This window comes from Nonomuraea candida (assembly GCF_000725485.1).
Taxonomy (GTDB): domain Bacteria; phylum Actinomycetota; class Actinomycetes; order Streptosporangiales; family Streptosporangiaceae; genus Nonomuraea; species Nonomuraea candida.
This window is the reverse complement of record NZ_JOAG01000010.1, coordinates 188881-215221: the sequence shown is the minus strand read 5'-3', so window position 1 is coordinate 215221 and position 26341 is coordinate 188881. Positions and strand designations below refer to the sequence as shown.

The following is a 26341-nucleotide window of genomic DNA, read 5'->3' as shown; positions in this document are numbered from 1 at the left end:
GCGGGCATGGAATGGGGACCGCTCACGCGTGAGGACGCCGGCCGGCTGGCCGAGTTCTGGGCCGAGGTGGAGGCCGCCGACCGCGCCGGCGAGGTCTTCGACGCGGGCGACCTGGCCGAACGGCTGTCCAGCCCGCTGCTCGACCTGGCGGAGGGCACGCTCGCGGCCAGGGACGGCGACCGCGTCATCGCGTTCGGCCACCTGCCCGCCAGGCAGTCCGCGGAGGGCGGCGTGCACATCATGCGCCTGTGGGGCGGGGTGCACCCGGCCTACCGCAGGCGCGGGCTCGGCCGCCACGTCGTGGACTGGGCCGTCGCGGCGGCGCCCCGGCTCGGGGAGAAGGCGTTCCCCGGCGTGCCGGTGGAGGTGCATCTGTGGGCGTACGACGGCAATCCCGGCATCGCGGCGCTGGCCCGCGCCGCCGGGTTCACCCCCGTGCGCAGCTTCGCCGACATGGAGCGGAGCCTGCCCACCGGCACGCCACCAGACGCGCCCATCGCCCCGCCCGGGACCGGAACCCCCGGCGTTTCCCCCGGCCTGCCCGAGACCACGGCACCACCAGGCACGCCGCCCGACCTGCCCGCGATCGCGACGCCGCCGGGTGTGTCCATCGTGGCCTGGTCTCCCGAGCTGGACGGCGGGGCCCGCCACGTGCGCAACGAGTCGTTCCGCGACCACTGGGGCACCGTGCCGCACACCCCCGCGAGCTGGGCGGTCCACGTCACCGGCCCGGCGGGCTTCCGCCCGGAGTGCTCGTTCGTGGCGCTGGCGCGGGGCCGGGCGGTCGGCGTGCTGATCACGCACTCCTCCGGGGCCCGCGGCGCCCGCGACGGCGTGCGCCTGGCCTGGATCCGCATCGTCGGCACGCTGAAGGAGTGGCGCGGCAGAGGGGTCGCGGGCGCGCTGGTCGCGCGGGCGCTGGCCGCCCTCGCCGAGGAGGGGTACGAACGCGCCGGGCTCACCGTCGACCCCGACAACCCCACGGGAGCCGTCGGCGTCTACGCCCGGGCCGGCTTCACCGTCACCAGACGCAGCACCGTCTACGCCCTAACCCTCCCGCAACGGGAAACGGGCCACGAACCCGGCGCCGGCGTACACGAGTGAGCCGTCGTGCAGGTGCGCGATGTCGCGGGCGATGGGCAGCCCGAGCCCGGCCCCGCCCGCGTCCCTGGCCCGCGCCTCGTCCAGCCGGGTGAAGCGGTCGAACACGGCCTCCCGCTGGCCGGGCGGGATCCCCGGCCCGTCGTCGCGCACCTTCAGCACGGCCGCGCCCTCCTCGGCCGCCACGCGCACCCGTACGGTGGAGGCGGCGTGCCGCACGGCGTTGTCGACCAGGTTCGTCACCAGCCGGTCGAGATGCGCGTTCGACCCGTGCATCACCACGTCCGGCTCGACGTCCAGCTCCACCCGCACCTCGGGCCGCCGCCGGGCGCGCAGCGCCGCCTCGGCCGCCACCTGCCCCAGGTCCAGCTCGGCGGCCCGCAGCGGCTCGCCCGCGTCCAGCTTGGCCAGCATGAGCAGGTCGGCGGCCAGGGACTGGAGGCGTTCGACGTCGGCCAGCGCCTCCTTGGTCAGCTCGCTGGGCGCGGCCAGCTCCAGCCGGGCCCGCAGGGTCGCGATGGGGCTGCGCAGCTCGTGCGCGGCGTCGGCGACGAACCGCTTGTGCCGCTCCACGGCCGTCTCCAGCCGGTCGAGGGTGCCGTTGACGGTGGTCGCCAGCGCGGCGATCTCGTCCTTCGAACGCGGCACGGGCACGCGCTGCCCCAGGTCGCGGGCCGTGATGTCGGCGACCTTGGCGCGGATCGCGGCCACCGGGTCGAGCGCCCTGTTCACCGAGAGCCACGTCATCCCGGCCACCACGGCCAGCAGCGCGGGCACGCCGGGCAGCAGCACGCCGTACAGGGTCTGCAGCGCCTGCTCCGCGCCCTCCAGCGAGACCCGCGACCACACCATGGCGGGGCCGTCGACGGTGGCCACCTCGATGGCCGCGACCGCGTACTGACCCGGCTCCGCCCACGCCGGCGCCGTCGCGGCCTTCTTCGTGACCAGCAGGTCCGGGTCGGCCAGCCGCGCCATCGTGCCGTCGCGCAGGCGCACCTCGCCCTGCACGGCCCCGGCGGGCCGCGCGGGCACGACCTCCACCGGCGCCGCGACGGCCTCCTCCCCGCCGGTCTTCTTCCCGGGCTCACCGCCGGTCTTCCCGCCGGTCTTCTCGCCGGCCGTCGGGTCGGGCTTCTCGCCGGGCTTCCCGTCGGCCTTCCCGTCGGCCTTCCCGTCGGTCCGCTCGACGGGCGTCACGGGCTTGAGCTGCAACGTCTCCGCGTACGGCACCGCCGCCGTGGCCTTCCTGGCCGCCTCGGCGTCCGCGCTGTCCACCAGGCTGCCGCGCAGCACCGCGACCAGCACCAGGGCCGCGACCCCCAGGGCCAGCGCCACCACGAGCGTGGCCGCCGCCGTCGCCCGCCACCGCACCGACGACAGCCCGGCCCACCCCTCCGCCCGCCTCACGCGCCCTCCCTCCCGAGCCGCTGCCCGCGACCCCCGCGCCGTCTCATGCCGCTTCCAGGCGGTATCCGGCCCCGCGGACGGTCATGAGCGTCGTCCTGCCGAAGGGCACGTCGATCTTGCGGCGCAGGGCGCTGATGTAGACCTCGACGATGTTCGGATCGCCGTCGTAGGAGAAGTCCCACGCCTGGGCCAGCAGCTCGCTCTTGGAGACCACCTCCCCGGGCCGCCGCGCCAGCGCGTGCAGCACCGCGAACTCCTTCGGCGTCAGCGCGATCTCCGCCTCGCCCCTGCGGCAGCGCAGCCCGGCCGGATCGATCACGAGGTCGCCCACGGTGATCGACACCGGCCGCTCGCGCCCGCCCCGCCGCACCAGCGCCCGCAGCCTGGCCAGCAGCACGACGTAGGAGAACGGCTTGGCCAGATAGTCGTCGGCCCCGTTGTCCAGGGCCTCGGCCTCGTCGTAGATGCCGTCCTTGGCGGTGAGCATCATGATCGGCGTCCAGTCGCCGGCCTCGCGCAGCCGGGAGCAGATCGCGTAGCCGTTCAGCCTGGGCAGCATCACGTCAAGGACGATCACGTCATAGGTGTTCTCGGTGGCCAGCCACAACCCGTCGCGCCCGTCGTGGGCGACGTCCACCGCGAAGCCCTCGCCTGCCAGCCCGCCCTTGATCAGGTCGGCCAGCCGCTGCTCGTCCTCCACCAGTAACACTCGCACGCCGTCCAGCCTGCCTCAGAGCACCTAAAGCGAAGCTGAAGATCGTTTATGCCCTCTTCAGGATCGCTTCAGGTACGCCGGGCCACGCTCTGAGGCGTCAGATCGTCCCCGTTCGAGGAGATTCCATGTTCAAACGACGTCTCGCGGTGCTCGGCGCGGTCGCCGTGCTCACCGTCACCGGCCTGGCCGGCTCCGCCCTGGCCGACGGGCCCGCCCCCGCCGAGGACACCAAGGTGACCTGCACGACCAGCGACGGCAGGACGGTCGAGCTGGTCAAGGCGCTGCCCGCTGAGAAGGGCGTCGTGGTCCGGCGCGAGGGCAAGGTGGCGCGGATCGGCTCGGACGCGCACGTCACGCCGGCCCTTCCCGAGGGCGAGGCCGCGCCGGCGCTTCCCGAGGGTGAGGCGCCCGAGGCGGTCAAGATCAGGCCGCTCTCGCCGGAGGAGCTCGAGAAGCTCGGCAAGATCGGCAAGCTGGAGAAGGTGGCCCCGGCGGAGACCCGGAAGCTGACGCCGGAGGAGATCGAGAAGCTCGCCCCCGGTGACGTGGTGAAGGCGATGCCGGCCCTGCCGGCTCTGCCCACGGAGACGGGCGAGGCGGCGGCCCCGGTCGAGGGCTGGGCCAAGACCGCCAAGGTGGTCTGCGAAAAGCCGGAGTAGCCGCGACCGCCAAGGCGGCTCGTGGAATGCCGGATCACCCGGCGAACGACGGGTGCGGTCCGAGTGCCCAGTACTCGAAGAGACCATGGCCGACGAGCCCGTCGTACTCGAAGCGCCCGACGGCGTCCACCAGGCCCCACATCCTGGCGGCGTCGTCGGGCAGCCGGTACGTAACACCCTGCACGACCGGCCCGGGACCCTGGTACATCCCATGCCGCCACTCCTGCTCCAGCCCGTAGCCGGTGCCGACCATGAGGTGCACCGGCAGCAGCGGCGTGCAGCGCACGTCGAACGGCTTGCCGCCGGGAGGCGCGAACGCGATCACGGCCTCGGTGACGTCGCGGGTGCCGGGGGCGTAGACCGGGCGGTACTCCGGTCTGCCGAGATACTCCTCCCGCCCGTCCGGCCACACGCGCACCGCCTCCTCCAGCAGCCTGCGCCCCTGCTCGTCCTCCTGCACGATGCAGAGCACGGCGTGGTCGTCGAAGCGCATCGGCGCGTAGAGCCAGTAGAACGTCCCGGGGTTCTTGGCCTGGATCCCGGGCGGCTCGGGCTCGCCAACCGGCCTGATGCCCCAGGAGCGGTCCCTGGTGCCCATCCAGCGGTCGGGGGTGACGGGGATCTCCGTCTCGCCGATCGTGATGTGCCCCGTCCACCGGCCGGTCTGCGCCATCCGTACAGAGTCGAACACCACCCGCTCCTGCCACCGCAGGAAGTGCCGCGGCTCCAGCACGACCGGGATCGTGCCCTCCCACAGGAGGTCGAACGACAGGCCGTGCTCGTTGGGCTCCAGCACCACCCTGAGCCGTTTGAGTCCTTCGAGCACCTCGACCCGGAAGGGGCCGATCCGGGTGTCCATCCGGTCGGCGCCCAGCTCGCGCGAGGCCCGGACGACGCGGTGCAGCTCCTGGGTGCGCACGCAGGCGAAGGCGTCGGTGACGCCCAGGTTGGGGTACTGGCCGAGGCCGACGATCAGCATGAGCTCGTCGGAGGCGGCGTGGCAGTTGAAGTAGTAGCGGTCGTAGAAGTTGCGGTCTCCGGTGGTCACGTGCCGCATGACCTGGGCGGCCTGGTGCACGGGGTGGTCATCGAGCGGTGACAGCGCCATGGTCGCGTTTGTAGCAAGCGCTTGGTGTGCGGTCAACGGCCCCGGACGGCCGAAGCGCGCCCCCGGACCATCCGAGGGCGCGCTTCCCGGCGAGATCACTACATCTTGCGAGATGCCTCATCCGCCTTGTTCGACACGTTGGCCGCCAACCGGTCAGCGGATTCCGATGTCCGTTCCGCCTTCTCATTGACCCATCGTGAGGCATCGGAGGCGGAGTCCTTCATGTGCTCGGTCCACTGCTCTGCGTTGCGGCGATAGAACATGTAACCGATCGTCCCCACCGCGAGGCCGGTCAGCAGTACGAGCATCGGCCACCGCCTCGACTGCGACGGCTTGGGGTCGATCTTCCTGGCCGCCGCGGTCAGCATGGCGCTGACCTTGGGTGCGACCTGGTCCTCGAACCCGTGCGCCGCCGACTCCAGCCTCGGCGCCGCCCAGTAGCGGGCGTCCTCGATGCGGTGCGCGGCGACGACCTTGGCCTGGTCGGCCATGGGCGCCATGCGCTGGCCGGTTCGTACGGCCTGGGCCTTCATTCGGCCCATCCACGTGGCGGGCACTTCCATGACCACGCGGCGTTTTCTCATTCTCAGGGACACGACAACCTCCCCTGTCGTTGGGGCCCCGAGCCTGACCTTCCCTGGACAAGGCGGCTCAATCATGGCCGTCCATGGGAGGATGGCTCGGGAGGCCGAACGGCCATAATCCTCAAACACCACAAAACCAACCCTGTGCATAGAGGGGGGCAGCTGTCTCGTGGCTGAGAAGCTGATCGCGAACCTGCAGACCAATCGCGGCAATATCAAGGTAGAACTCTTCCCCACCAAGGCTCCGAAAACGGTGCGCAACTTCGTGGAGCTCGCCGAGGGCTCCCGCGAGTGGACGCATCCGGGCACCGGTGAGAAGAGCACCGCGCGCTACTACGACGGCACGATCTTCCACCGGGTCATCTCCGGTTTCATGATCCAGGGCGGCGACCCGCTCGGCCAGGGCATCGGCGGCCCCGGCTACGAGTTCGACGACGAGATCCACCCGGAGCTCTCCTTCGACCGCCCCTACCTGCTCGCCATGGCCAACGCCGGCGTCCGCGCCGGCAAGGGCACCAACGGCTCGCAGTTCTTCATCACGGTCGTGCCGACTCCGCACCTCAACCGCAAGCACACCATCTTCGGCGAGGTCGTCGAGGGCCAGGAGGTCGTGGACGCGATCGCCAAGACCCGCACCGACCGCCGCGACCGTCCGACGGAGGACGTCATCCTGGAGTCGGTCACCATCGACCGCGTCCCGGCCTGACGCACTTGCGGCCCTTCCCCTGCCGTGCCCACCCAGAAGGGGCCCGGCGGGGGAGCCCGGCACGCCCGTACAAGCCATAGGCTTTCGGTCATGACCAGCCAGCCGCCCAGCCCGCCCCCGCACCCCGAGCAGCCCGCTGAGGCCGTGCCCACGTGCTACCGGCATCCCGACAGGGAGACCTGGGTGCGCTGCCAACGCTGCGAGCGTCCGATCTGCCCCGACTGCATGCGTGACGCCGCGGTGGGCTTCCAGTGCCCCGAGTGCGTGGCCGAGGGCAACAAGGGCCTCCGCACGGCCAGGTCGACGTTCGGCGGCAACGTCGTGCGCACGCCGTTCGTCACGTACGCCCTGCTCGCCGTCAACGTGCTGATCTTCGGCGCGCAATACCTCACGGGCGACGCGGTCACCGCGCAGCTGGCGATGTGGCCGGCCGGAGTGGCGCTCGGCGACCAGTACTACCGGCTGATCAGCGCTGCCTTCGTGCACGGCAGCGTCTTCCACATCCTGTTCAACTGCTGGGCGCTCTACGTCGTCGGCCCCTACCTGGAGCGCGCCTTCGGCCACGTGCGCTACATCGCCATCTACGCGATCAGCGCGCTCGGCGGCTCGGTGCTCGGCCTCTGGCTCGACCCGCTCAACCAGCCGACCGTCGGCGCCTCGGGCGCGATCTTCGGTCTGTTCGGCGCGGTCTTCGTGGTGGGTCGCCGGCTCAACATGGACGTGCGCGGCATCGCCGTGCTCATCGCGCTCAACCTGGCGATCACGTTCCTGGTCTCGGGCATCAGCTGGACCGGCCACATCGGCGGCCTCGTCACGGGATCGCTGCTGGCGGGGGCGCTGGCCTACGCTCCCAAGAACAACCGCACCCTCTGGCAGGTGGTGGCGATCGCGGGAGCGCTGGCCCTGCTGGCCGTGCTCGTGGTGGTCAGGACCTCGGCGATCCTCGCCGCGGTCTGACCTCTTCCCCAGGCTGTGGAAAAGACTGTGGAAAGAACTAACGCCAGCGGGTGGAAAGCACCACACCGAAGATGATGAAAACAAACCCGATCAGCAGATTCCAGTTCTGGAGGTCGCTGAAGAAGGGCGCCTGCGGGGCGACGTAGTAGATCGCGATCCACAGGATGCCGATGATCCATGCGACGACCATGGTCGGCGCCAGCCAGCGCGGGCTGACCTTGACCTGCTGAGACCTCTGCGGCGGAGTGTAGACCGCCTTCTTGTTGCGAGCCTTGGACTTGGGCACTGGGTAACTCCTGCTGAGGGCCTGGGCATCCGGATCGTCCACAGGCTCTTCGTTAAGCGTAGTTGAAGCGTGCCCCAGGATAGTCGCCACGCGCACGACATGGCGATCCCCTGGCCCCGCGACATCCGCGAATACCCTGAGCGAATGCGGGCCACGCTCCGGGCCGTGGGGGAGACGAGCATCACCGCGGGCCTGATCCTCATGCTGTTCTGCGCCTACCTGCTCTGGGGCACCGGCGCCTACACCCAGAGCCAGCAGCTCCTGCTCAAGCGGGAGCTGGAGCGCGAGAACGCCGGCAAGCTTGACCGGATCGAGCTCGGCCGGGCCGTGGCGCTGCTGCGCATCCCGAAGCTGGGCCGCGACTACCAGTACGCCGTGGTCGAGGGCGTGGGCGCCGAACAGCTCAAGAAGGGCCCGGGGCACTACCCCGACAGCGCCATGCCGGGCCAGACGGGCAACTTCGTGTTGTCGGGGCACCGCACCACCTACGCGGCGCCGTTCCGGGAGATCGACGAGCTCGAACGCGACGACGAGATCGTGGTCGAGGCCCGCGAGGCCCGCTACACCTACCGCGTGACCTCCCAGGACATCGTGCGCCCCGACGAGATCGAGGTGCTGGCCCCCGTGCCCGGCAAGCCCGACATCCGCCCCATCCGGGCCTTCATCACACTGTCCACCTGCCACCCCGAATACTCGGCCGCCGAACGGCTCATCGTCTACGGCGTGCTGAAGGAGACCGAACCGCGCAAAGAGTGACCCGCAAAGAGTGACCCGCAAAGAGTGACCCGCAACGAGTGACCCGCAACGAGTGACCGGCGAGGAGTGACATGTACGCCTGGCTCTGGCGCAAGCTGCCCGGCCGCCCGCGCACGCGGGCGCTGACGGCCGTCGTGCTGCTCGCGGCCGTCGTGGCCGTACTCTGGTATGTCGTGTTCCCGCTGCTGGAGCCCGCCGTGACGCTGGATGAGGTGACCGTCGAGAAATGAGCAGGGTGCTGGTCGTGGACAACCACGACAGCTTCGTGCACACCATCGTGCAATACCTGCGCGAGCTGGGCGCCGACTGCGACGTGCGGCCCCGCGACGACGTGCGCGTGCACGACGCCGACGGCTTCGACGGCGTGCTCATCAGCCCCGGCCCCGGCACCCCCGAGGCGGCCGGCGTGAGCGTGCCCCTGGTCCGCCACGCGGCCGGGACCGGCCGGCCGCTGCTCGGCGTCTGCCTCGGCCACCAGGCCATCGCCGTGGCCTACGGCGCCACCGTGACCCGCGCGCCCGACCTCTTCCACGGCCGCACCAGCGCCATCGCGCACGACGGCCGGGGCGTGTTCGAGGCGCTGCCCTCGCCGGTGCGGATGACCCGCTACCACTCGCTGGCCGTGCTGCCCGAGACCGTGCCGGAGGTGCTCGACGTGACCGCCCGCACCGACGACGGCGTGGTCATGGGCCTGCGGCACCGCACCGCGCCCATCGAGGGCGTGCAGTTCCACCCCGAGTCCGTGCTCTCCGAACACGGGCACCGGCTGCTGGGAAATTGGCTGCGAAGAATCGTGTAACACAAGTCTCGCGCAGAGCGACGTACAAGTGAGCGTCCCCGCCGTTGCCCCCGAGCGGCGGGGGCGTTCTCGCGTCCGCGCACCTCACCGGCCGCGTGCTCACTTCCTCGCCGCGCACCTCACCGCCGCGTGCCCACCCCGCCGGTGCGTGCGGCGACGCCGCCGCCCGAGCTCCCGCGCACCCCTGAGAGCCACCCAGAGCGCCCAGGACAGGCCGAGGGCCGTCCATCCCCGCTCAGGGAACGGACGGCCCTCCGCGTGGACCTCAGCCGCCGAAGCCGCCGCCGAGCCCGTCGTCGCCGATCGGGTTGTCGTCGGTCGGCGGGTCATCCTGTGACGGGAAGTCGTCGGTCGGCTGGTCCGACGGGAAGTCGTCGGTCGGCACGTCGGTGGTGGGCGGCGGCGCCGTGTCCTCGGGACCGGTGGACACCGTGATCGTGATCGTGGTGCCCGGCGCCAGCTTGGTGCCCTCCGGCGGGTTCTGCTGGAACACGGTGCCCTCGGGCTGGTCGCTGGGCTGCCTGTCGGTCCGCGTCTTGAAGCCCGCGCCCTTGAGCTGCGCGATGGCGTCCTCCTCGGTGAGGCCGACCACGCTGGGCACCTCGCCGAGCTCCTTGGGCACGAAGAGGGTGACCGTGCCGCCCTTCTCGACCTCCTGGCCGGCCTTGGGGTCGGTGGCGATGACCGTGCCCTGGGGCCTGGTGGAGTTGCGCGTCTTGATGACGCTGCGCAGCCCGCTCTCCTCCAGGAGCGCCTCGGCGTCGGCCTGTTTGACGCCGATCAGGCCGTCGGGGACCTTGACCTTCTCGGTGCCCTTGGAGACGACCAGCTTGACCGGGGAGCCCTTGTCGACCTTGGTGTTGGCGTCGGGCTCCGTCCTGATCACGGCGCCCTTCTCGATCTCGGAGCTGAACTCCTGGACCACCTGGACGTTGAGCTCCAGCTTCTCGAGCTCGGACTTGGCGTAATCCTGCTCCTGCGAGGCCAGGGCCGGGATCGTGACCTGCGTGTCGGCGGGCGTGCCCCGGCCGCTGAACACGACGTAGCCGACCGTGATGAACGCGCCGATGATCAGCAGCGGGATGATGATCCACAAGGCCGTCTTGAGCGCGTTGCCGCCGCCGCTCGCCCGGCGCCGCCCGCCGCGGCCACCGCCGTCGTCGTCGCCGTACTCGTAGGGCGGGACGGCGCTGGTGCGCTGCGTGGCCGGGCCCTGGGCCGCCTGGGCCGCGGTCATCATGCGCGTGCCCTGGCCGAAGTTGCTCGTCATGGCCATCGTCTGGGCGTCGACCGGCATGCCGGACATCGCGCGCTGGATGTCGGCGCGCATCTCCCCGGCGTTCTGGTAGCGGTGCGCCGGGTCCTTGGCCATGGCCTTGAGCACGATCGCGTCGGCCCACTGCGGGATCTCGGGGTCGATCTGCGAGGGCGGGATGGGCTCCTCGCGCACGTGCTGGTAGGCGATCGCGACCGGGGAGTCGCCGGTGAACGGCGGCTGGCCGGTCAGCAGCTCGTACAGCACGCAGCCGGTGGAGTAGATGTCGCTGCGCGCGTCGACCCGCTCGCCGCGCGCCTGCTCGGGCGACAGGTATTGCGCCGTGCCGATGACCTGGGCCGTCTGCGTCATCGTGGCCGCGGAGTCGGCCATCGCGCGCGCGATGCCGAAGTCCATCACCTTGACGTCGCCCGCGCGCGTGATCATCACGTTGGCCGGCTTGATGTCGCGGTGCACGATGCCGCCGCGGTGGCTGTAGTCGAGGGCGCGCAGGATGCCGTCGACCAGCTCGGCGGCGCGCTCGGGCAGCAGCCGCCGGTCCTGGCGCAGCAGGTCGCGCAGCGTCCGGCCGTCGACGTATTCCATCACGATGTAGGGCACCGGGGTGCCGTCGGTGACGTCTTCGCCGGTGTCATAGACCGCGACGACGGCCGGGTGGTTGAGGGAGGCCGCCGACTGCGCCTCACGGCGGAACCGGGCCTGGAAGGTGTGGTCGCGCGCCAGGTCGGAGCGGAGGGTCTTGATCGCGACTATGCGGTCCAGCCGGATGTCTCGGGCGCGATACACCTCGGCCATGCCGCCGCGCCCGACGACACCGTCGAGCTCGTAGCGACCTCCGAGTAGCCGAGGCTGAGTCATTTCCTGCACTGTCCCTTACCGTTCATCTTGGGTACCGGCCTGCTCGGGGGGCCGCCGGTGTCCATCATCGACCCCATGGCGCATCACGTCTCCTCCTTGGGCGGGTTTGTATCACCCGGGTCCGGCGAGGCGGTGGGTGTCGGCGTTGTCGGTGTAGTGGTTGGCGTTGGGGTCGGGGTGGGCGTAGGGGTGGTCCGGGTCGGAGTCGGGGTCGGTTTCGGCGTCGGCTTCTTGGTGGGAGTAGCCGACTTGCTTACGGTAGCCGACGGCGAGGGTATAGGCTCCGTCGACTTCGGCGGAACCACCACCGGCGGTTGCGGAGTCCGGGTCCGGATCCGCGTCTTCGTCGGCTTCACCTTCTGCGGCGTCGGCTCCACCGTGGGCGACTCCGACGGCTCCGCCATCTCGGGCGGCGGCGCGACCGTCTCTCCCCTGTTGGCCAGCGAGACCGCGGTGAGCCCCACCGCCGCCACGCACCCCGCCGCTGCGACCAGGGCCAGCATCGTCCGCACGCCCCTGTTGCGCCGGCCCGCGGGCGGCGGCGGCCGCTGCAGGGTGGTGGCCGGGTTGAGGTCGTCGGTCGTCAGGTCGTCGATGGGGGCCGGCTCGCGCACCCGGAAGCCGGCCGGGTCGGTGAGCATGCTCAGCTCGGCGCTCTGCTCCGGCCCGGCCAGTGACTCGCGCAGCAGGTAGGCGCGGTCGGCCACCTCCAGCGCCGTGGCGGGGCGCTGCTCGGGCTCCTTGGCCAGCAGCGACATGACCAGCTCGCGCACCGGCGCGGGCACGTCGGCGCCGAGCGGCGCCGGCGGCTCGCTGAGGTGCTGCAGCGCGATGGCCACCTGGTTGTCCCCGCGGAACGGCGTGCGCCCCGCCAGGCACTCGTAGGCCACCACGCCCAGCGAGTAGAGGTCCGTCGAGGGCGTGAGCGGGAAGCCCTGCGCCTGCTCGGGGCTGACGTATTGCGCCGTGCCCAGCACCGTGCCGGTCTGCGTCACCGGCGCGGCCTCCAGGGCGCGCGCGATGCCGAAGTCGGTCACCTTGATGGTGCCCTCGGGCGTGACCAGCAGGTTGCCCGGCTTGATGTCGCGGTGGATGATCCCGGCGGCATGGGCGGCGTGCAGCGCCTTGGCCGTCTGGTGCAGCACGTCGAGCGCCACCTCCGGCCCCACCGCGCCGTTGCGCGCCAGGATGGCCGAAAGCGGCTCGCCGTGCACCAGCTCCATGACGAGGTAGGCCAGCTCGCTCTGCTCGCCGTAGTCGAAGATCTGGGCCACGCCGGGGTCGGCCAGCGCCGCGGTGAGGCGCGCCTCGTTGCGGAAGCGCTCGCGGAAGCTGGGGTCGGCGTAGATGTGGCTGCGCAGGATCTTCACCGCCACCTCGCGCCCGAGCAGCTCGTCGCGGGCACGCCACACCTCTCCCATACCGCCCGTGGCGATGCGGGAGAGCAGGAGGTAGCGGTTACGGAGCCGCATGACCCAGCAGGTTACCGTCACTCACTTGTTCAGCACCGCCTCCATCACGGCCTTTGCGATCGGCGCGGCGGTGTGGCCGCCGGTCGCCTCCGCCCCGACCCGGGCCGCGCCGGACTCGACGATGACCGCGAGGGCCACCTTCGGGTCCTCCGCGGGGGCGAAGGAGATGAACCAGGCATGCGGCGGCTGATTGTCGGACGTCTCCGCCGTGCCCGTCTTACCCCCTACTTGGACGCCGGGGACCTGCGCGAGGTTCGCGGTGCCGTTGTTGACGACGCTCACCATCATCTCGCGCAGCTTGGCCGCCGTCTCGGAACTGACGGCCTGCGTCCATTCGTCCTGCTCGGCCTCCTCGATGGTGTCACCCTTGGCGTCGGTGACCTTGCTCACGAGGTACGGCTTCATCACCGTCCCGTCATTGGCGATGCCGGCCGCGATCATGGCCATCTGCAGCGGCGTCATCCGGTTGCTGCGCTGCCCGATGGAGGCCATGGCCAGGGCGTCCTTGCCCTCCTGCTTGCCGAAGTCGCTCTGCGCCACGGGCATGGGCACGCTCAGCGGCTTGCCCATGCCGAACTTCTCGGTCTGCTCCTTCATGGCGTCGTAGCCCAGCTCCATGCCCATCGAGCCGAAGGGCGTGTTGCAGGACTTCTCCAGCGCGAAGACCAGCGTGACCCGGCCGCTGCCGCAGGCCGAGCCGCCGTAGTTGGGCAGGCTGATGTTCGTGCCCGGCAGCGGCAGGTTCTGCGGCGCCTCCACCGTGGTCTGCGGCGTGCGCGAGGGGTCGTCCTCCAGGTAGGCCGCCATCGTCACGACCTTGAACGTCGAGCCGGGCGGGTAGGTCTGCGCGATGGTGCGGTTCAGCAGCGGCTGGCTCTTGTCCTTGGCCAGCTCGTCGTAGCGGGTGAAGACCTTGCCCTTGTTGGTGCCCGACAGCTCGGCCGGGTCGTACGTCGGCAGCGACACCATCGCCAGGATGCCGCCGGTCTTCGGGTCCATCGCGACCACGGCCCCGCGCTTGCCGCTCTGGCGCAGCGCGTCGTAGGCCGCCTTCTGGGCCTTGGGGTTGATCGTCAGCTCGACGCTGGCGCCCCTGGTCGGCTCGCCGGTGAACAGGTCGATGCTGCGGCGCAGCAGCAGGTCGGCGCTGGAGCCGTCGAGCAGCTGGTTCTCGGTCGCCTCGATCGCGTCGGCGCTCTCGGGCGAAAAGAAGCCGGTCACGTGCGCGTACAGGCGGGCATCCGGATATTTCCGGATGAACCGGAACTCCTTGCTGTCCGTCTCCACCGACTGCGCCAGCACCTTGCCACCGGCCGTGATGCGGCCCCGCTCGATCGCGTAGCGCTCGAAGAAGTTGCGCCTGTTGCGGGCGTCGTCCTGCAGCCCCTCGGCGCGGACGGCCTGGAGGATGTTCACGTTGACCATCAGGAGCGCGAACATGGCCAGGCAGGCCACGGCCGCGCGCTTCAGAGTGCGATTCATCGCTGGAACACCTGCGTCAGTCCTTCGTTCTGGATCGCCTGGGGCGGAGGCCTGCGCGCCGCATCAGACATGCGTACCAGGAGCGCGATAAGGATCCAGTTAGCCAGCAGCGCCGAGCCGCCCTGGGACATGAAGGGGGTGACCAGGCCGGTCAGCGGGATGAGGTTGGTCACACCGCCGACGATGATGAACACCTGCCAGGCGAGGATGAACGACAGGCCGCCCGCCAGCAGCTTGGAGAACGGGTCGCGGGCCGCGAGCCCGGTGCGCAGGCCCCGCTCGACCAGCAGCGCGTAGATCATCAGCAGCGCCATCAGGCCGGTCAGGCCCAGCTCCTCGCCCGTCGCGGCGAAGATGAAGTCGGAGAACGACAGCGGGATCTCGTCGGGGTGACCCTGGGCCAGCCCGGTGCCGAGGATGCCGCCCGCGCCGAACCCGAACAGGCCCTGCATGATCTGGTAGCTCTTGCTGCACATCGGGTCGCCGGGCGGGTCTTGCTGGCAGATGTCGGCGTTGCCGTAATGGATCGGGTTGGCCGGGTCGAGCCAGGCGTCGAACCGGGCGCCCACGTGGTCGAAGACCAGCCCCGCCATATACGCGCCGCCGACGAAGAGCAGCACGCCGATCAGCACCCACGAGGTGCGCTGGGTGGCGATGTAGAGCATCGCGATGAACGTGCCGAACAGCAGCAGCGAGGTGCCCAGGTCCTTCTCGAAGACCAGGACGAGCAGGCTGAGCCCCCAGGTGACCAGGACGGGGCCGAGGTCCCTGGCCCGGGGCAGGTCGATGAAGAGCAGCCGCCGCCCGGCCAGCGCCAGCACGTCGCGCTTGGCGACCAGGTAGCCGGCGAAGAAGACGACGAGCAGCAGCTTGGCGAACTCGCCCGGCTGGATGGAGGCGAAGTCACCGAACCGGATCCAGATCTTGGCGCCCTGGACCTCGCTGATGCTGCCCGGCAGGACCGCCGGGAGCGCCAGCAGGACCATGCCGACGGCGCCCGCGGTGTAGGTGAGCCGCTGGAGCGCGCGATGGTCGCGCAGCACGATCAGGGTGACGGTGAACATCACGACCCCGACGGCCGTCCACATGATCTGGTTGGTGGCCGAGGCCAGCGGCATGCCGCCGGCCTCCAGCCGGTAGATCATCACCAGGCCGAGGCCGTTGATGACGGTCACCAGCGGCAGGATCAGCGGGTCGGCCCACGGGGCGAACTTGGCCAGCACCAGGTAGGCGGCCAGCATCAGGCCGCCCAGCCCGAGCCCGTACGTCAGCATGCCCGCGGGGATCTGCCCGTCCATCGCCAGGCCCACGTTGGCGTAGGCGCCCATGACGATGACCACCGCGAGCGCGAGCATGAACAACTGGGCCCCGCGCCGCTTGGCGGGCATCGGGACGGGATCGACGGCGGCTTCGCTCATTTACTGCTGCTTCGTCTTGGTCGCGGTGGGGGTGGCGGTCGACTTGGGGGAGTCGCTCGCCTCCGTGGTGGGCTCTTCCTTGGATTCTTCCTCGGCGAAATTCAACCTGTTGATCCTCGTTACGCCTTCGGCGACGGTGGTGACCGGGATGCCGCTCTTGATCAGCGCGCGGTCGGCCTCGGACAACTGGGAGAGCTTCTTGCCCGTGGGCTGGGAGACGTGGAAGAGCTGGAACGGCCCCACCTCCTTCTGGATGCCCTGGAACACGACCACTTCGTCGCCCCTGGCCCCGACGAAGAACTGGTCCTGGGTCCACTGATAACCGAAATATCCGCCGGCCGCGACGCCGACGACGCCCACGCCGAGCACGGTGACCAGCACGGGCCACACCCGGCGACGCCTCCCCGAGCGCCGGGTCGCCTGCGCGACCGGCTCATCGAAGTCGTCGTCGGAGAGCACCGGCTGGGGCGCGGTCACCGCGCTCGCTCGCCCCGGCGAGGTCTCCTGGGGGTCATCGTGCAGGCGGTTCATGCCCGCCGCGCCGACCACGGCGGCCTCGGCGGGCAGCTGCTGCCCGTCGCCGATCTCCAGCACGTCGGCGAGCACGCACGTGATGTTGTCGGGCCCGCCCCCTCGGTTCGCCAGGTCGATGAGCTGGCGGACGACCTCCTCCGGGTCGTCGATGTTGGTCAGCGTGGCGTGCAGCGTCTCCGCGCTGACCACGCCCGACAGACCGTCCGAACAAAGCAGGTAGCGATCGCCCACCTGCGCCTCGCGGAGCGTGAGGTCGGGATCGACCTCGCCGCTGCCGTCGAGCGCGCGCAGCAGGATCGAGCGCTGCGGATGCGTGGCCGCCTCTTCCGGCGTGATGCGCCCGTCGTCGACGAGCTGCTGCACCAGCGTGTGGTCATGCGTGATCTGGTAGAGCTCCCCGCGTCTGAGCAGGTAGGCGCGCGAGTCGCCGACGTGCACCAGCGCGACCTGGGTGCCGTTCCAGAGCATGGCCGTCAGAGTCGTGCCCATGCCTTTGAGGCTGGGATCCCGCCCCACCATTTCGTGCAGCTTGCGGTTGGCGTCGCGTACCGCTGCCTCGATGGCGTTGAGCAGGTCACCCCCCTGTTGGGCCTCTTCCAGAGAGGCCATGGCGGCGATGGCGACTGAGCTCGCCACCTCGCCGTGTGCGTGCCCGCCCATGCCGTCGGCGACGGCGAGCAGGCGGCCGCTAGCGTACGCCGAGTCCTCGTTTCCTTCGCGGAGGAGGCCGACGTCCGAGCGGGCGGCGTAGCGGAGTGCGATGGTCATTTGCGCAATTCAATGACTGTTTTGCCGACGCGGATCGGAACACCGAGCGGCACCGGGGTCGGGCGGGTGACTTTCGAGCGGTCGAGATACGTGCCGTTGGTGGACCCAAGATCTTCCACGATCCATTGACCGTCCTGAGGGAAGAGCCGGGCATGCCGGCTGGAAGCGTAGTCGTCGGTGACTACCAGCGTGGCGTCATTCGCCCGGCCAATGGTGATGGGCGTCTCCGTGAGGTTGATGGTGGTGCCTTGGAGAGGGCCACCGGTGACGATGAGCTGGCGTGGCTCGCCCTTCTTGCTCTTGGGCTTGACCACCGGTTTGGCGGGTTTGGCGCTTTTGCGCCCACCCGCGGGAGCCGTACGTGAGCCGAACAAGTCAGTCCGGATCACGCCGACTGCGGCAATGACGAAGAACCACAGCACCGCCAGGAAAGCGAGCCGGATCAGCAGCAGCGTGAGCTCGGACATGGACCGTTTGTCTACCCCTAATCGCGCCGGAACACCAGAGTCGTACGCCCCAGGGTCACTCGCGTGCCGTTCTGGAGCTCGATCCTGCGTACCGGCTGGCCATTGACGAAGGTGCCGTTCGTCGATCCGAGATCGACGAGGACCACGAGCTGGCCCTCGACGCGCAGCTCCGCGTGGTGCCGCGAGACTCCTGGATCGACGAGGCGGAGATCGCAGTCGGTGCCCCTGCCGAGCAAGGTCACCGGAGTGGTGAGCTCGTAGGAGCGGTCGCCCTGCGGATCGTCCTGCGTGGAGACGAGCAGCCGCGGCCGCCCGTTGAACGCGTGCGGACGGGAAGGGGGCAGGTCGCTCGCCGGCTGACGGATCTCGTCCTGCTCGACCGTCGCGCCGCGGATGACCCCCGACCTGATGCGGAACAGACCCACAGCCAGGTCGCCCGCGGTCTCGAAACGGACCCGGACCGGTCCCACAAAGGAGTAGCCCTGTTCCTTGGCGTACTCCCTGGCGAGGTTGGCCAGCTCGTGGCTGATGCTGTCGGCGTAGACCTCGAGCCGTTCGCTGTCGGTCGTGGACAGCTCGACCACGAAGTCGTTGGGCACGAGCGTCCGACCCTGCGCGACGATCGCCGCACGCTCATCCATCTCCCGCTGAACCGCGCTGGCGACCTCGACCGGCTGAAGGTCAGATTTGAACGCCCGCGCAAAGGCCCCCTCAACCAAGCCTTCGAGCCTTCGCTCGAAGCGCTGAAGGACTCCCACCGGGTACCTCCCTTCCTCCGTGCATATGATCGCGGCCCCGAGACGCTTCGGCGCCCGGTTTCCGCTCGTTCCACGTCGCGGCGTGCCAGGCGCCCGTCGGCTGCCGCGCCCAGCTCCTCCGCTCCCGTGTCTTATGCGATCGTATCCGGGTTCAGTACCACTGGCTGTTCCGTGCTAATGTTCTTTCCGCACCCACAAGGGCGGGTGGCGGAACGGCAGACGCGCACGGTTCAGGTCCGTGTGTCCGAAAGGACGTGAGGGTTCAAATCCCTCCTCGCCCACCTCGGGTCACCGATGAAATCGGCAGACCCACACTGACGAAACAAGCCCCGGTTCGCAAGAGCCGGGGCTACTTCTTTGTCACGACCTTGTGTGAACGGTTGTGCTCCGCATGGAGACCGTAGAGCCCCCCGCTTGCAGATCGCTTTCGGATGACTTACGTGATTTAGGTCACATTATGTGGTTACCGCTGCGGCACGCACCGCTCTTTTCCGCCGGGCCCGATTCCGATCGGAACGGGCCCGCGCCGGAACGGGCCCGCGCCGGGCGGGCGCCAGGGGTGCGGACGCCCGCGAGGCGGTCAGGCGCGGGTGAACAGGCGGCCGGCCAGGTCCACGCCCACGATCAGGCGGGCGGCGACCAGCTCGGACAGGTTCACGTTCGACTCGGACAGGCTGACGTTCGACATGGGCGCTTCCTCTTCCGTCTCTCCGGGTGGCAGGCGTCCGAGGCTCCTGTGCGCCTCGTCGCCGTCCGGCTCGCACTCCGAAGATGGCGGCCGCCGCTGACACGGCTCTGACAGCGCGCGAACACGCGCTGAGCCGCCCGGTACGGGCGTGCCGTGCCCGTACCGGAGCGGAGGGAGGGTCAGGCGGCCCTGGTGTCCAGGAGCTCGCCCACCAGGTCGGTGAGGCTCACCATGCCGATGACCTCGCCGTCCTGGTTCGTCACCAGGCCGAGGTGGGAGCGCGCCTCCTGCAGGACCGTGACGGCCTCGGGCACCTGCGTGACGCACGGGAGCTTCGGCAGGGGCCGCGCGAGGTCCCCGGCCGTGCTGCCGGGCTTCAGCAGGGCGTCGCGGGCGTGCAGCGCGCTGCTCACCCCCGTGGGGCCCTCCACCAGGAGCCGCAGGTGGCGGCTGCCCGCCGCGACGGACCTGATCTCGGACGCCGTGGCCGTCACCGGCACCTTGACGGCCCGGTCGATGGGCACCATCAGGCGTTCGATGCCCTCGTCGTCCAGCCGCAGCGCCCTGGTCAGCAGGTCGTGCTCCTCGCGGTCGAGCAGGCCCATCCGGCCCGACTCGCCCACGAGCATGGCGAGCTGGCGCGGCGTCCTGGTCGTCGCCAGCTCGTCTCGCGCCTGCACGCCGAAGAGGTGGAGCAGCACGTTCGTCAGGCCGTTCAGCGTCGACAGCAGCGGGCGCATCACGGTGGTGAAGGCCCGGAACGGGAACGTGAGCAGCAACGCGGCCCGCTCCGGGTGCGTCAGCGCCCAGGACTTGGGCGCCATCTCGCCCACCACCATGTGCAGGAAGGTCACCAGGGCCAGCGAGAACGTCAGCGCGATCGGCAGGCGCAGCGCCTCGGGGACGCCGATGGCCGCGAAGACCGGCTCCAGGTAGTGCTCGATCGCCGGCTCGGTGACCTGCCCCAGCCCCAGCGTGCACAGCGTGATGCCGAGCTGGGCGCCGGCCAGCATGAGCGAGAGCTGCCTGCTGCCGCCGGCCGCCGACCTGGCGGCCATCCTGACCAGGCGGTTGCCGCCCGAGGCCATCTCCTCCAGGCGGTGGCGCCGGGAGGAGACGAAGGCGAACTCCGCGGCCACGAAGAGCGCGTTGAAGGCGAGCAGCGCGAGGCTTATGATGATCATGGTCATCGGGACGTCGCCTCCACGTGCTGGAGGGGCGTCAGCCGCACCCACTCGGGGACGCGGCGGTTGAGTGACATGACTGTGAGTTCCGCCAGATGTTCCTGTGCCGTCTCCGCGAACGGGTCCGCGTCGGGGGTGATCGGCACGACGACCGTGTCACCCGGGTTCGGCATCCTGCCCAGCTTGGCCAGCACCAGGCCGGCGAGGGTGTCGTAGTCGTCGCTCTCGGGGAGCGCCACGCCGGTCGCGCGCTCCACCTCGTCCAGGCGGAGGCTGCCGGGGACCTCCCAGATGCCGTCGGGGTGCTCCACCGCGCCCACCGGCTCCGGGTCGTTCTCGTCGACGAGCTCACCGACCAGCTCTTCCGCCAGGTCCTCCACGGTGATGACGCCGGCCAGGCCGCCGTACTCGTCGATGACGCAGGCGATGTCGTCCTTCGCGGCCCTCATCCGGTCCAGGACGGCGGGCAGCGGGACCGAGTCGGGGACCAGCAGCGCGGGGCGCGTGATGGTGGCGATGCGGCCCTCGTCGAGGCCGGAGGCGAGCAGCTCGCGCACGCCGGTCACGCCCGCCACGTCACCGTCGTCACCGAGCACCGGGTAGCGGGAGTGGCCGCACTCGCGCATCACCGACAGCAGGTCGGAGATGGGCTGCGAGGAGCGCAGCACCACCACCCTGGGGCGGGGGACCATGATCTCCTCGGCGGTGCGGTCGCCGAACCTCAGCGCCCGCTCCAGCAGGTCCGACAGCCTCGGCGGCAGCTCGCCCGCCTGGGTCGAGTCGGCGATGATGCGCGACAGCTCCTCGGGGGTGGCGCCGTGCTCCACCTCCTCCACCGGCTCGATGCCGACGCGTCTGAGCAGGCCGGTGGCGGCCGAGTCGAACAGCCTGACCACCGGGCCGACGACGGTCAGATAGACCAGCGTCGAACGGGCCAGGAACTTGGCGACCGGCTCCGGCCTGGCGATGCCCAGGTTCTTCGGGGCCAGCTCGCCGAGCACCATCTGCACCACGGTCGCCACGAAGACGCCGATCGCCACGGAGACACCCGTGATCATCGAGTCGGACAGGCCGGCGTCGGCCAGCCAGGGCCGGGTGATCGTGGCGATCGCCGGCTCGGCCAGGAACCCGACCAGCAGCGCCGTCACCGTGATGCCGAGCTGGGCGCCGGAGAGCATGAAGGACAGGCGAGAAGTGACTTGGAGTGCCTTCTGGGCGGAGACGTCGCCGGCGGCGGCCTGCTCACGCAGCACGCCGCGATCGGCGGCCACGAAGGCGAACTCCTGGGCGACGAAGTAGCCCGTCGCCGCAGTGAGGAGCAAGAGGGCCAGCAGCCCGAGATAGGCGCTCACCGCAGTGAGCCCTCAGAGGAACCCGTGCCTGAGCACGGGCGAAGACTCCAGGGGTCCGGATCGGACACGATCATCCCTTCGATAGAGGTCGTCCATAACGGTAACGATGCTGGTGGCATCTATGTTTCCGCAGTGACTCTGAGCCGGTTCCGCGTACTTTTCCCTGGGAAAAGCTTGGCCGAACGTCTTCACTGCCAGGGGGTTGGACGTAGCGTTTATGACAAAGCGAAGGGAAGGCGAAGTGTCTGAGGACGACCGGACGCGGGCCATGCGCTCGCCAGGCGACGGCCGCCCGCTGCCACCACGGCCCGGTGACGGCCTGCGTTCCGGTGGCGCGCCCGCCCATCGGCTGCCCGCAGGAGGGCCGGGAGCGCCCGCGCCCGCAGGAGGGCCGGGAGCGCCCACGCACAAGCTTCCCGCCGCCGCTCAGGTCCCCGAGTCGCTGCGGGCCGAGCCGCCGCGCGCCGGCGCGCGGGTCTACGGGCGCGAACGCTCGGGCAAGAGCCCCATCAGGCCGCTCCGCTCCCGGGGCGAGGGCCCGCCCGAGGGGCCGGGCCGGCCGCCGAAGGGCCCCGGCGGGCCGCGCAGGAGACCGTCGGGCCGCGCGATCCTGCGGATCATCGCCGGGTTACTGGTCGTGCTGCTGGTGGCCGCCGTGGGCCTGTTCTTCTGGATCAACTCCCGGCTGACCGGGATCGAGGGCGTGCTCGACGAGTATCCCGACCGCGTGGCCGACACCCCCGGCACCAACTGGCTGCTCGTCGGCTCCGACAGCCGCAAGGGCCTGACCGCGGCCCAGCGCAAGAGGCTCGCCACGGGCCGCGCCGCCGGGCAGCGCACCGACTCGATGATGCTGCTGCACATCCCCGAGAGCGGCGACAAGCCCACGCTGGTCAGCCTGCCGCGCGACTCCGCCGTCACCATCCCGGGCAAGGGGCGCGACAAGCTCAACTCCGCCTACGCCATCGGCGGGCCGAGGCTGTTGGTCCAGACGGTTGAGACGGTCACCGGCGTGCACATCGACCACTACATGGAGATCGGCTTCGCCGGCTTCGTGGACATCGTCGACGCCATCGGCGGGGTCGAGATCAACGTCCGCGCGGCCGTGAACGACCCCAAGGCGGGGCTCAAGCTGAAGAAGGGCGTGCAGGAGCTCAACGGCTCGCAGGCCCTGGGCTACGTACGCACCCGCAAGGGCGGCGCGCTGCCCGACTTCGAGCGCACCAAGCGGCAGCGGCAGTTCCTCGGCGCGGTGGTGAAGAAGGCCGCCAGCCCCGGCGTGCTGATCAACCCGTTCACCTCGATCCCGCTGGCCATGAGCGCCACCGACGCGGTCGAGGTCGACGACGGCACGGGCGCTTTCAACCTGCTCTCGCTGGGCCTGGCCATGGGCGACAGCCCGGTGACCACGGTGGTGCCGTTCGGCGGCAACGAGGTCATCCCCAACGGCGGCACGGCGGTCAAGTGGGACAGGACGAAGGCGTTGCAGCTCTTCAACGCCCTGAAGGAGGACCGGCCGGTGCCCAAGGAGATCCTCGACGCCAACTGACCCCCGCCGGCCGGCCCCTCCCGGAGCACGACCGGCCGGCCGCCCGCCGGTGGGGCGCACGTCGGCCGGGTGCCCGCCGGTTGGCCGCACATCGGCCGGGTGCCCGCCGGTGGGTGCGCGCCCGTCCTGCGGGCGAGGCGTCGTGGCCGGGGTGACGGGCCCTGGACATCGGGGCGCGGCACGTACCCTGGGAGCATGCCCGAACTTCCCGAAGTGGAGTCCCTTACCCACTTCCTGCGCGAGCGGGCGGTGGGCCGCACGATCCTGGGCGTCGACGTGGTCGCCTTCCAGGCGCTCAAGACGTTCGACCCGCCGGTGAGCGCGCTCGGCGGACTGACGGTCACCGGCGTGACCAGGCACGGCAAGTTCCTCGACCTCGACTGCGACGGCCTGCACCTGGTCATCCACCTGGCGCGGGCCGGGTGGCTGCGCTGGCGCGAGGACCTGTCGGGAGCCCGGCCGGTGCGGCCGGGCAAGGGGCCGCTGGCGGTGCGGGTGCGGCTGGCGCCCGACGATGAGGGCCGGGCGCCGGGGTTCGAGCTGACGGAGGCGGGGACCCAGAAGCGGCTGGCCGTCTATGTCACGAAAAATCCGGACGATGTGCCCGGCGTCGCCGCCCTCGGCCCCGACCCCCTCGCCGACTCCTTCACCGTCGACGCGCTCAAGCGCATCGTCAGCGGCAACCGCTCCCAGATCAAGGGGCTGCTGCGCGACCAGAAGGTCATCGCGGGCATCGGGAACGCCTACTCCGACGAGGTGCTGCACGCGGCCAGGATGTCCCCGTTCAAGATCGCCGCGACGCTGACCGACGCGCAGATCGCCGACCTGCACGAGGCCATCGTCACCACGCTGGCCGACGCGGTCGAGCGCGCGCACGGCCTGGCGGCCAAGGACCTCAAGGCGGAGAAGAAGTCCGGGCTGCGCGTGCACAACCGCACGGGGCAGCCCTGCGACGTGTGCGGCGACACGATCAGGGAGGTCTCGTTCGCCGACTCCTCGCTGCAGTACTGCCCCACCTGCCAGACGGGCGGCAAGCCGCTGGCCGACCGCCGCCTGTCCAAGCTGCTCAAATAGCCCCGCCGCGGGCACGGGGCGCCGCTCAGGTGGCGGTGAGCACCGGCTCCTCGACGCGGACGCGCGCCCGCGTACGCAGGCTCACGACCGCGATGACCGCGGCCAGCAGCGTCGCGGCGGTGGGCACCAGCAGCGCCGTGCGCATCGCCGCCAGCCCCGCCTCCTTGCCGGTCGCGCCGCCCAGCACCGCCACGTTCACCGCGGTCACCATCGACAGGCCCAGCGCCGCGCCGAACTGGAACGAGGAGTTGAGCAGCCCGCCGGCCAGGCCCTGCTCCTGCGGGGCGATGCCGTCCGTGGCCACGATGGTCAGCGGGCCGTAGGCGAAGGCGAACATCAGGCCGATCAGCAGCATCGACGGCAGCATGGCCGCGTACGTCCAGTCCAGGCCCACCCCGAGGAACAACGCGTAGGCCAGCAGGCCCGACAGCAGGCCGCCGAGCACGACCTTGACGTTGCCGTACCGGTTGACCAGCCACGGCGTGAGCGTGGGGGCCAGCACCACGTCGGCGGCGGCGGCCAGCAGGGCGAGGCCGGTCTGGATCGTGGACCAGCCGCGCAGTTCCTGGAGGTAGAGCGTGAGCAGGAACTGGAAGCCGAAGAACGAGGCGGTGAGCAGGGCGGCCATCAGGTTCGCGCGCACCAGCGGGCCCGAGCGCAGGATGCCGAGGCGCACCAGGGGGTTGGCGGAGCGGCGTTCGATGGTGACGAAGAGCGCCAGCAGGGCCAGGCCGCCGGCGAAGGCCGCGACCGTGAGCAGGGGGCCGTCGGCCGGGCGCTCCAGCCGTACGACGCCGTAGACCAGCAGCATCATCGCCCCGGTGACGCTGGCCGCGCCCGCCAGGTCGAAGCCCCGCACCGCGGGACGCTCCGCCTCCGGCTCCCTGAGCAGCGGGATCGCGGCGAGCAGGATGACCAGCGACAGCAGGACCGGGGCGAAGAACACCCAGCGCCAGTCGATCGCGGTCAGCAGGCCGCCGATCACCAGCCCGAGCGCGAACCCGCCCGCCGCCGTGCCGGCGTAGATGAGCAGGGCCCGGTTGCGCGGCCTGCCCTCGGGAAAGCTCGTGGTGATCAGCGACAGCCCGGCGGGCGTCATGAAGCCGGCGGCCACCCCGGTGACGAACCTGGCCAGCAGCAGCACCCACCCCTCCTGCGCGAAGCCGCCCAGCCCGGAGAAGAGCAGGAAGACCGTCAGCCACAGCAGGAACATCCGGCGCCGCCCCAGCAGGTCGGCCGCCCGGCCGCCGAGCAGCATGAACCCGCCGTAACCCAGCACGTACGCGCTCACGACCCCGCTCAGCATGCCCGTGGACAGCCCGAGGTCGGCCCGGATGGACGGCAGGGCGACGTTCAGCATCGCCACGTCGATGCCCTCCAGGAAGATGGCACCGCACAGAACGATCAACACGGCCCAGGAACGGGCAGACACAGGCACGACAAACCCCCGGTTACTTCTCGTCGCTCAGTTCTCTCTTGTAACCGTGCAAATCATGCGCCAGCATGAAATTTCATGGAAGACGGCACTTTCAGATCACTCAGTTACTCCGAAGGCACCATGGACGACGACGACTACGACGTGCGCCAGTGGGACGTCAGGGAGGACTGCGAGGTCCGGCAGATCCTCGACCGGATCGCCGACAAGTGGTCCCTGCTGGTGATCGCCCTGCTCGACTGCGAGAGCCTGCGCTTCACCCAGCTCCGCCGCGAGATCGACGGCATCAGCCAGCGCATGCTCAGCGTCACGCTGCGCCAGCTCGAACGCGACGGCCTGGTCCGCCGCACGGTCCACCCCGTCGTGCCGCCCCGGGTGGACTACGAGCTGACGCCGCTCGGCCGTACGCTGCACCAGACCATCAAGTCCCTGGTGACGTGGACCGAGACGCACCGGGAGGAGATCGCCGCCGCCCGTGCCGCCTACGACGCGCGTGCCGACGGCGGCGCTCGGTGAGGCGGGCCCGGTCGCCCGGATCGCCGTCCACCTCCCTCATACGGTGGCACTCCCCGGTCGCGAGATGATGGGGTCATGACCGTTCCTGAGATCGAGGCCAACGCCGTTCCCGACGACGCCTACCTGCTCGACGTCCGCGAGCAGGACGAATGGCTGGCCGGCCACGCCCCCGAGGCCGTGCACATCCCCATGACCCAGATCCAGGGCCGGGCCGACGAGATCCCCGACGACCGGACGATCTACGTCGTCTGCCGGGTGGGCGGGCGGTCGATGCAGGTCGCGGCCTGGCTCAACCAGCTCGGGCGCGACGCGGTCAACGTCGGGGGCGGCATGCAGTCGTGGGAGTCCGCGAACCGCCCGATGGTCAGCGAGACCGGCCAGCCGCCGTACGTCGCCTGAAATCGCCCACTGTGGCGGTTCGGCCGCCGTTAA

26 protein-coding genes and 1 tRNA gene are annotated in these 26341 nt (G+C 70.7%); 12 read left to right on the top strand and 15 right to left on the bottom strand.

What is annotated here, in order from left to right; all coding sequences use genetic code 11:
* Window positions 1-6 precede the first annotated feature (6 nt).
* Window positions 7-1104, top strand: coding sequence for a GNAT family N-acetyltransferase (locus IO39_RS10810; protein ID WP_043619816.1), 1098 nt, complete (start codon window positions 7-9; stop codon window positions 1102-1104).
* Here IO39_RS10810 and IO39_RS10805 read toward each other — a convergent pair.
* Both IO39_RS10805 and IO39_RS10800 read right to left on the bottom strand, forming a co-directional pair.
* Window positions 1048-2508, bottom strand: coding sequence for a sensor histidine kinase (locus IO39_RS10805; protein WP_245641906.1), 1461 nt, complete (start codon window positions 2506-2508; stop codon window positions 1048-1050). The genes IO39_RS10810 and IO39_RS10805 overlap by 57 nt on opposite strands.
* Before the next feature lie 43 nt (window positions 2509-2551).
* Complete coding sequence (locus IO39_RS10800; protein WP_043619813.1) at window positions 2552-3223, bottom strand: response regulator transcription factor; 672 nt, start codon at window positions 3221-3223, stop codon at window positions 2552-2554.
* Window positions 3224-3348: 125 nt separating this feature from the next.
* Between IO39_RS10800 and IO39_RS10795 the strand changes: the two genes are divergently transcribed.
* Window positions 3349-3882 carry a hypothetical protein gene (locus tag IO39_RS10795; protein ID WP_043619812.1) on the top strand — a complete coding sequence of 178 codons (534 nt, stop codon included), beginning with the start codon at window positions 3349-3351 and terminating at the stop codon, window positions 3880-3882.
* A 34-nt stretch (window positions 3883-3916) separates the two neighbouring features.
* On the opposite strand, the gene IO39_RS10790 is transcribed toward IO39_RS10795, so the two are convergent.
* Both IO39_RS10790 and IO39_RS10785 read right to left on the bottom strand, forming a co-directional pair.
* Complete coding sequence (locus IO39_RS10790; protein WP_043619810.1) at window positions 3917-4990, bottom strand: Rv3169 family protein; 1074 nt, start codon at window positions 4988-4990, stop codon at window positions 3917-3919.
* 98 nt (window positions 4991-5088) lie between these two features.
* Entirely contained in the window at window positions 5089-5559 is a 471-nt protein-coding gene (locus IO39_RS10785) for a YtxH domain-containing protein (RefSeq protein WP_052422710.1), read from the bottom strand.
* A 184-nt stretch (window positions 5560-5743) separates the two neighbouring features.
* On the opposite strand from IO39_RS10785, the gene IO39_RS10780 reads away from it, so the two are divergent.
* Both IO39_RS10780 and IO39_RS10775 read left to right on the top strand, forming a co-directional pair.
* Window positions 5744-6280 carry a peptidylprolyl isomerase gene (locus tag IO39_RS10780; RefSeq protein WP_043619808.1) on the top strand — a complete coding sequence of 179 codons (537 nt, stop codon included), beginning with the start codon at window positions 5744-5746 and terminating at the stop codon, window positions 6278-6280.
* A gap of 90 nt (window positions 6281-6370) precedes the next feature.
* Window positions 6371-7237 carry a rhomboid family intramembrane serine protease gene (locus IO39_RS10775; protein ID WP_043619806.1) on the top strand — a complete coding sequence of 289 codons (867 nt, stop codon included), beginning with the start codon at window positions 6371-6373 and terminating at the stop codon, window positions 7235-7237.
* A 37-nt stretch (window positions 7238-7274) separates the two neighbouring features.
* On the opposite strand, the gene IO39_RS10770 is transcribed toward IO39_RS10775, so the two are convergent.
* Window positions 7275-7523, bottom strand: coding sequence for a cell division protein CrgA (locus tag IO39_RS10770; protein ID WP_043619804.1), 249 nt, complete (start codon window positions 7521-7523; stop codon window positions 7275-7277).
* Window positions 7524-7667: 144 nt separating this feature from the next.
* Between IO39_RS10770 and IO39_RS10765 the strand changes: the two genes are divergently transcribed.
* From IO39_RS10765 to IO39_RS10760, 3 genes are all read left to right on the top strand, one after another.
* Window positions 7668-8279 carry a class E sortase gene (locus IO39_RS10765; protein ID WP_043619966.1) on the top strand — a complete coding sequence of 204 codons (612 nt, stop codon included), beginning with the start codon at window positions 7668-7670 and terminating at the stop codon, window positions 8277-8279.
* Window positions 8280-8350: 71 nt separating this feature from the next.
* Window positions 8351-8509: a hypothetical protein gene (locus tag IO39_RS56005; protein WP_169789045.1), complete on the top strand. Its 159-nt coding sequence runs from the start codon at window positions 8351-8353 to the stop codon at window positions 8507-8509.
* The gene (locus tag IO39_RS10760; RefSeq protein ID WP_043619803.1) at window positions 8506-9078 is read left to right on the top strand and encodes an anthranilate synthase component II; all 573 of its coding nucleotides are present in this window, start codon (window positions 8506-8508) and stop codon (window positions 9076-9078) included. Before IO39_RS56005 ends, IO39_RS10760 begins: the two co-directional genes overlap by 4 nt.
* 265 nt (window positions 9079-9343) lie before the next feature.
* On the opposite strand, the gene pknB is transcribed toward IO39_RS10760, so the two are convergent.
* The 7 genes from pknB to IO39_RS10725 all read right to left on the bottom strand — a co-directional run bounded on the left by pknB (window position 9344) and on the right by IO39_RS10725 (window position 18111).
* Entirely contained in the window at window positions 9344-11212 is a 1869-nt protein-coding gene (gene pknB / locus IO39_RS10755) for a Stk1 family PASTA domain-containing Ser/Thr kinase (RefSeq protein ID WP_043619802.1), read from the bottom strand.
* An 83-nt stretch (window positions 11213-11295) separates the two neighbouring features.
* Window positions 11296-12684, bottom strand: a complete 1389-nt coding sequence (locus IO39_RS50470) for a serine/threonine-protein kinase (protein ID WP_052422709.1) — start codon at window positions 12682-12684, stop codon at window positions 11296-11298.
* Window positions 12685-12705: 21 nt separating this feature from the next.
* Window positions 12706-14166, bottom strand: a complete 1461-nt coding sequence (locus IO39_RS10745) for a peptidoglycan D,D-transpeptidase FtsI family protein (RefSeq protein WP_043619801.1) — start codon at window positions 14164-14166, stop codon at window positions 12706-12708.
* Entirely contained in the window at window positions 14163-15584 is a 1422-nt protein-coding gene (locus tag IO39_RS10740) for an FtsW/RodA/SpoVE family cell cycle protein (protein WP_043619799.1), read from the bottom strand. Before IO39_RS10740 ends, IO39_RS10745 begins: the two co-directional genes overlap by 4 nt.
* On the bottom strand, window positions 15585-16886 hold the full coding sequence (locus IO39_RS58840) for a Stp1/IreP family PP2C-type Ser/Thr phosphatase (RefSeq protein WP_043619797.1): 1302 nt from the start codon (window positions 16884-16886) through the stop codon (window positions 15585-15587).
* Complete coding sequence (locus IO39_RS10730) at window positions 16883-17353, bottom strand: FHA domain-containing protein FhaB/FipA (RefSeq protein ID WP_043619795.1); 471 nt, start codon at window positions 17351-17353, stop codon at window positions 16883-16885. The genes IO39_RS58840 and IO39_RS10730 overlap by 4 nt, the downstream gene beginning before the upstream one ends.
* 17 nt (window positions 17354-17370) lie before the next feature.
* Complete coding sequence (locus tag IO39_RS10725; RefSeq protein ID WP_043619792.1) at window positions 17371-18111, bottom strand: FHA domain-containing protein; 741 nt, start codon at window positions 18109-18111, stop codon at window positions 17371-17373.
* Between the two features lie 198 nt (window positions 18112-18309).
* On the opposite strand from IO39_RS10725, the gene IO39_RS10720 reads away from it, so the two are divergent.
* Window positions 18310-18392, top strand: a tRNA-Leu gene (locus tag IO39_RS10720).
* Between the two features lie 586 nt (window positions 18393-18978).
* On the opposite strand, the gene IO39_RS10715 is transcribed toward IO39_RS10720, so the two are convergent.
* Together IO39_RS10715 and IO39_RS10710 are read right to left on the bottom strand one after the other, a co-directional pair.
* Window positions 18979-19989 (bottom strand): hemolysin family protein, encoded by a 1011-nt coding sequence (locus IO39_RS10715; protein ID WP_043619790.1) that lies wholly within the window; start codon window positions 19987-19989, stop codon window positions 18979-18981.
* Window positions 19986-21335: a hemolysin family protein gene (locus IO39_RS10710; RefSeq protein WP_043619788.1), complete on the bottom strand. Its 1350-nt coding sequence runs from the start codon at window positions 21333-21335 to the stop codon at window positions 19986-19988. Before IO39_RS10710 ends, IO39_RS10715 begins: the two co-directional genes overlap by 4 nt.
* 241 nt (window positions 21336-21576) lie before the next feature.
* Here IO39_RS10710 and IO39_RS10705 point away from each other — a divergent pair, with 241 nt between their 5' ends.
* The gene (locus tag IO39_RS10705) at window positions 21577-22884 is read left to right on the top strand and encodes an LCP family protein (protein ID WP_245641905.1); all 1308 of its coding nucleotides are present in this window, start codon (window positions 21577-21579) and stop codon (window positions 22882-22884) included.
* Between the two features lie 195 nt (window positions 22885-23079).
* Window positions 23080-23958 (top strand): Fpg/Nei family DNA glycosylase, encoded by an 879-nt coding sequence (locus tag IO39_RS10700; protein ID WP_043619786.1) that lies wholly within the window; start codon window positions 23080-23082, stop codon window positions 23956-23958.
* A gap of 25 nt (window positions 23959-23983) precedes the next feature.
* Here IO39_RS10700 and IO39_RS10695 read toward each other — a convergent pair whose 3' ends face one another.
* Window positions 23984-25369: an MFS transporter gene (locus IO39_RS10695; RefSeq protein WP_245641904.1), complete on the bottom strand. Its 1386-nt coding sequence runs from the start codon at window positions 25367-25369 to the stop codon at window positions 23984-23986.
* 102 nt (window positions 25370-25471) lie between these two features.
* On the opposite strand from IO39_RS10695, the gene IO39_RS10690 reads away from it, so the two are divergent.
* Complete coding sequence (locus tag IO39_RS10690) at window positions 25472-25909, top strand: winged helix-turn-helix transcriptional regulator (RefSeq protein ID WP_043619780.1); 438 nt, start codon at window positions 25472-25474, stop codon at window positions 25907-25909.
* 75 nt (window positions 25910-25984) lie between these two features.
* Window positions 25985-26308 (top strand): rhodanese-like domain-containing protein, encoded by a 324-nt coding sequence (locus tag IO39_RS10685; protein ID WP_043619778.1) that lies wholly within the window; start codon window positions 25985-25987, stop codon window positions 26306-26308.
* Window positions 26309-26341 lie beyond the last annotated feature (33 nt).

Excerpts from the sequence above, each read along its gene's own strand:
- IO39_RS10810 (WP_043619816.1), top strand. The coding sequence starts at position 7 with ATGGAATGGGGACCGCTCACGCGTGAGGACGCCGGCCGGCTGGCCGAG.
- IO39_RS10795 (WP_043619812.1), top strand. The coding sequence starts at position 3,349 with ATGTTCAAACGACGTCTCGCGGTGCTCGGCGCGGTCGCCGTGCTCACC.
- IO39_RS10790 (WP_043619810.1), bottom strand. The coding sequence starts at position 4,990 with ATGGCGCTGTCACCGCTCGATGACCACCCCGTGCACCAGGCCGCCCAG.
- IO39_RS10775 (WP_043619806.1), top strand. The coding sequence starts at position 6,371 with ATGACCAGCCAGCCGCCCAGCCCGCCCCCGCACCCCGAGCAGCCCGCT.
- IO39_RS10765 (WP_043619966.1), top strand. The coding sequence starts at position 7,668 with ATGCGGGCCACGCTCCGGGCCGTGGGGGAGACGAGCATCACCGCGGGC.
- IO39_RS56005 (WP_169789045.1), top strand. The coding sequence starts at position 8,351 with ATGTACGCCTGGCTCTGGCGCAAGCTGCCCGGCCGCCCGCGCACGCGG.
- IO39_RS10760 (WP_043619803.1), top strand. The coding sequence starts at position 8,506 with ATGAGCAGGGTGCTGGTCGTGGACAACCACGACAGCTTCGTGCACACC.
- pknB (WP_043619802.1), bottom strand. The coding sequence starts at position 11,212 with ATGACTCAGCCTCGGCTACTCGGAGGTCGCTACGAGCTCGACGGTGTC.
- IO39_RS50470 (WP_052422709.1), bottom strand. The coding sequence starts at position 12,684 with ATGCGGCTCCGTAACCGCTACCTCCTGCTCTCCCGCATCGCCACGGGC.
- IO39_RS10745 (WP_043619801.1), bottom strand. The coding sequence starts at position 14,166 with ATGAATCGCACTCTGAAGCGCGCGGCCGTGGCCTGCCTGGCCATGTTC.
- IO39_RS10740 (WP_043619799.1), bottom strand. The coding sequence starts at position 15,584 with ATGAGCGAAGCCGCCGTCGATCCCGTCCCGATGCCCGCCAAGCGGCGC.
- IO39_RS58840 (WP_043619797.1), bottom strand. The coding sequence starts at position 16,886 with ATGACCATCGCACTCCGCTACGCCGCCCGCTCGGACGTCGGCCTCCTC.
- IO39_RS10730 (WP_043619795.1), bottom strand. The coding sequence starts at position 17,353 with ATGTCCGAGCTCACGCTGCTGCTGATCCGGCTCGCTTTCCTGGCGGTG.
- IO39_RS10715 (WP_043619790.1), bottom strand. The coding sequence starts at position 19,989 with ATGACCATGATCATCATAAGCCTCGCGCTGCTCGCCTTCAACGCGCTC.
- IO39_RS10700 (WP_043619786.1), top strand. The coding sequence starts at position 23,080 with ATGCCCGAACTTCCCGAAGTGGAGTCCCTTACCCACTTCCTGCGCGAG.
- IO39_RS10690 (WP_043619780.1), top strand. The coding sequence starts at position 25,472 with ATGGAAGACGGCACTTTCAGATCACTCAGTTACTCCGAAGGCACCATG.
- IO39_RS10685 (WP_043619778.1), top strand. The coding sequence starts at position 25,985 with ATGACCGTTCCTGAGATCGAGGCCAACGCCGTTCCCGACGACGCCTAC.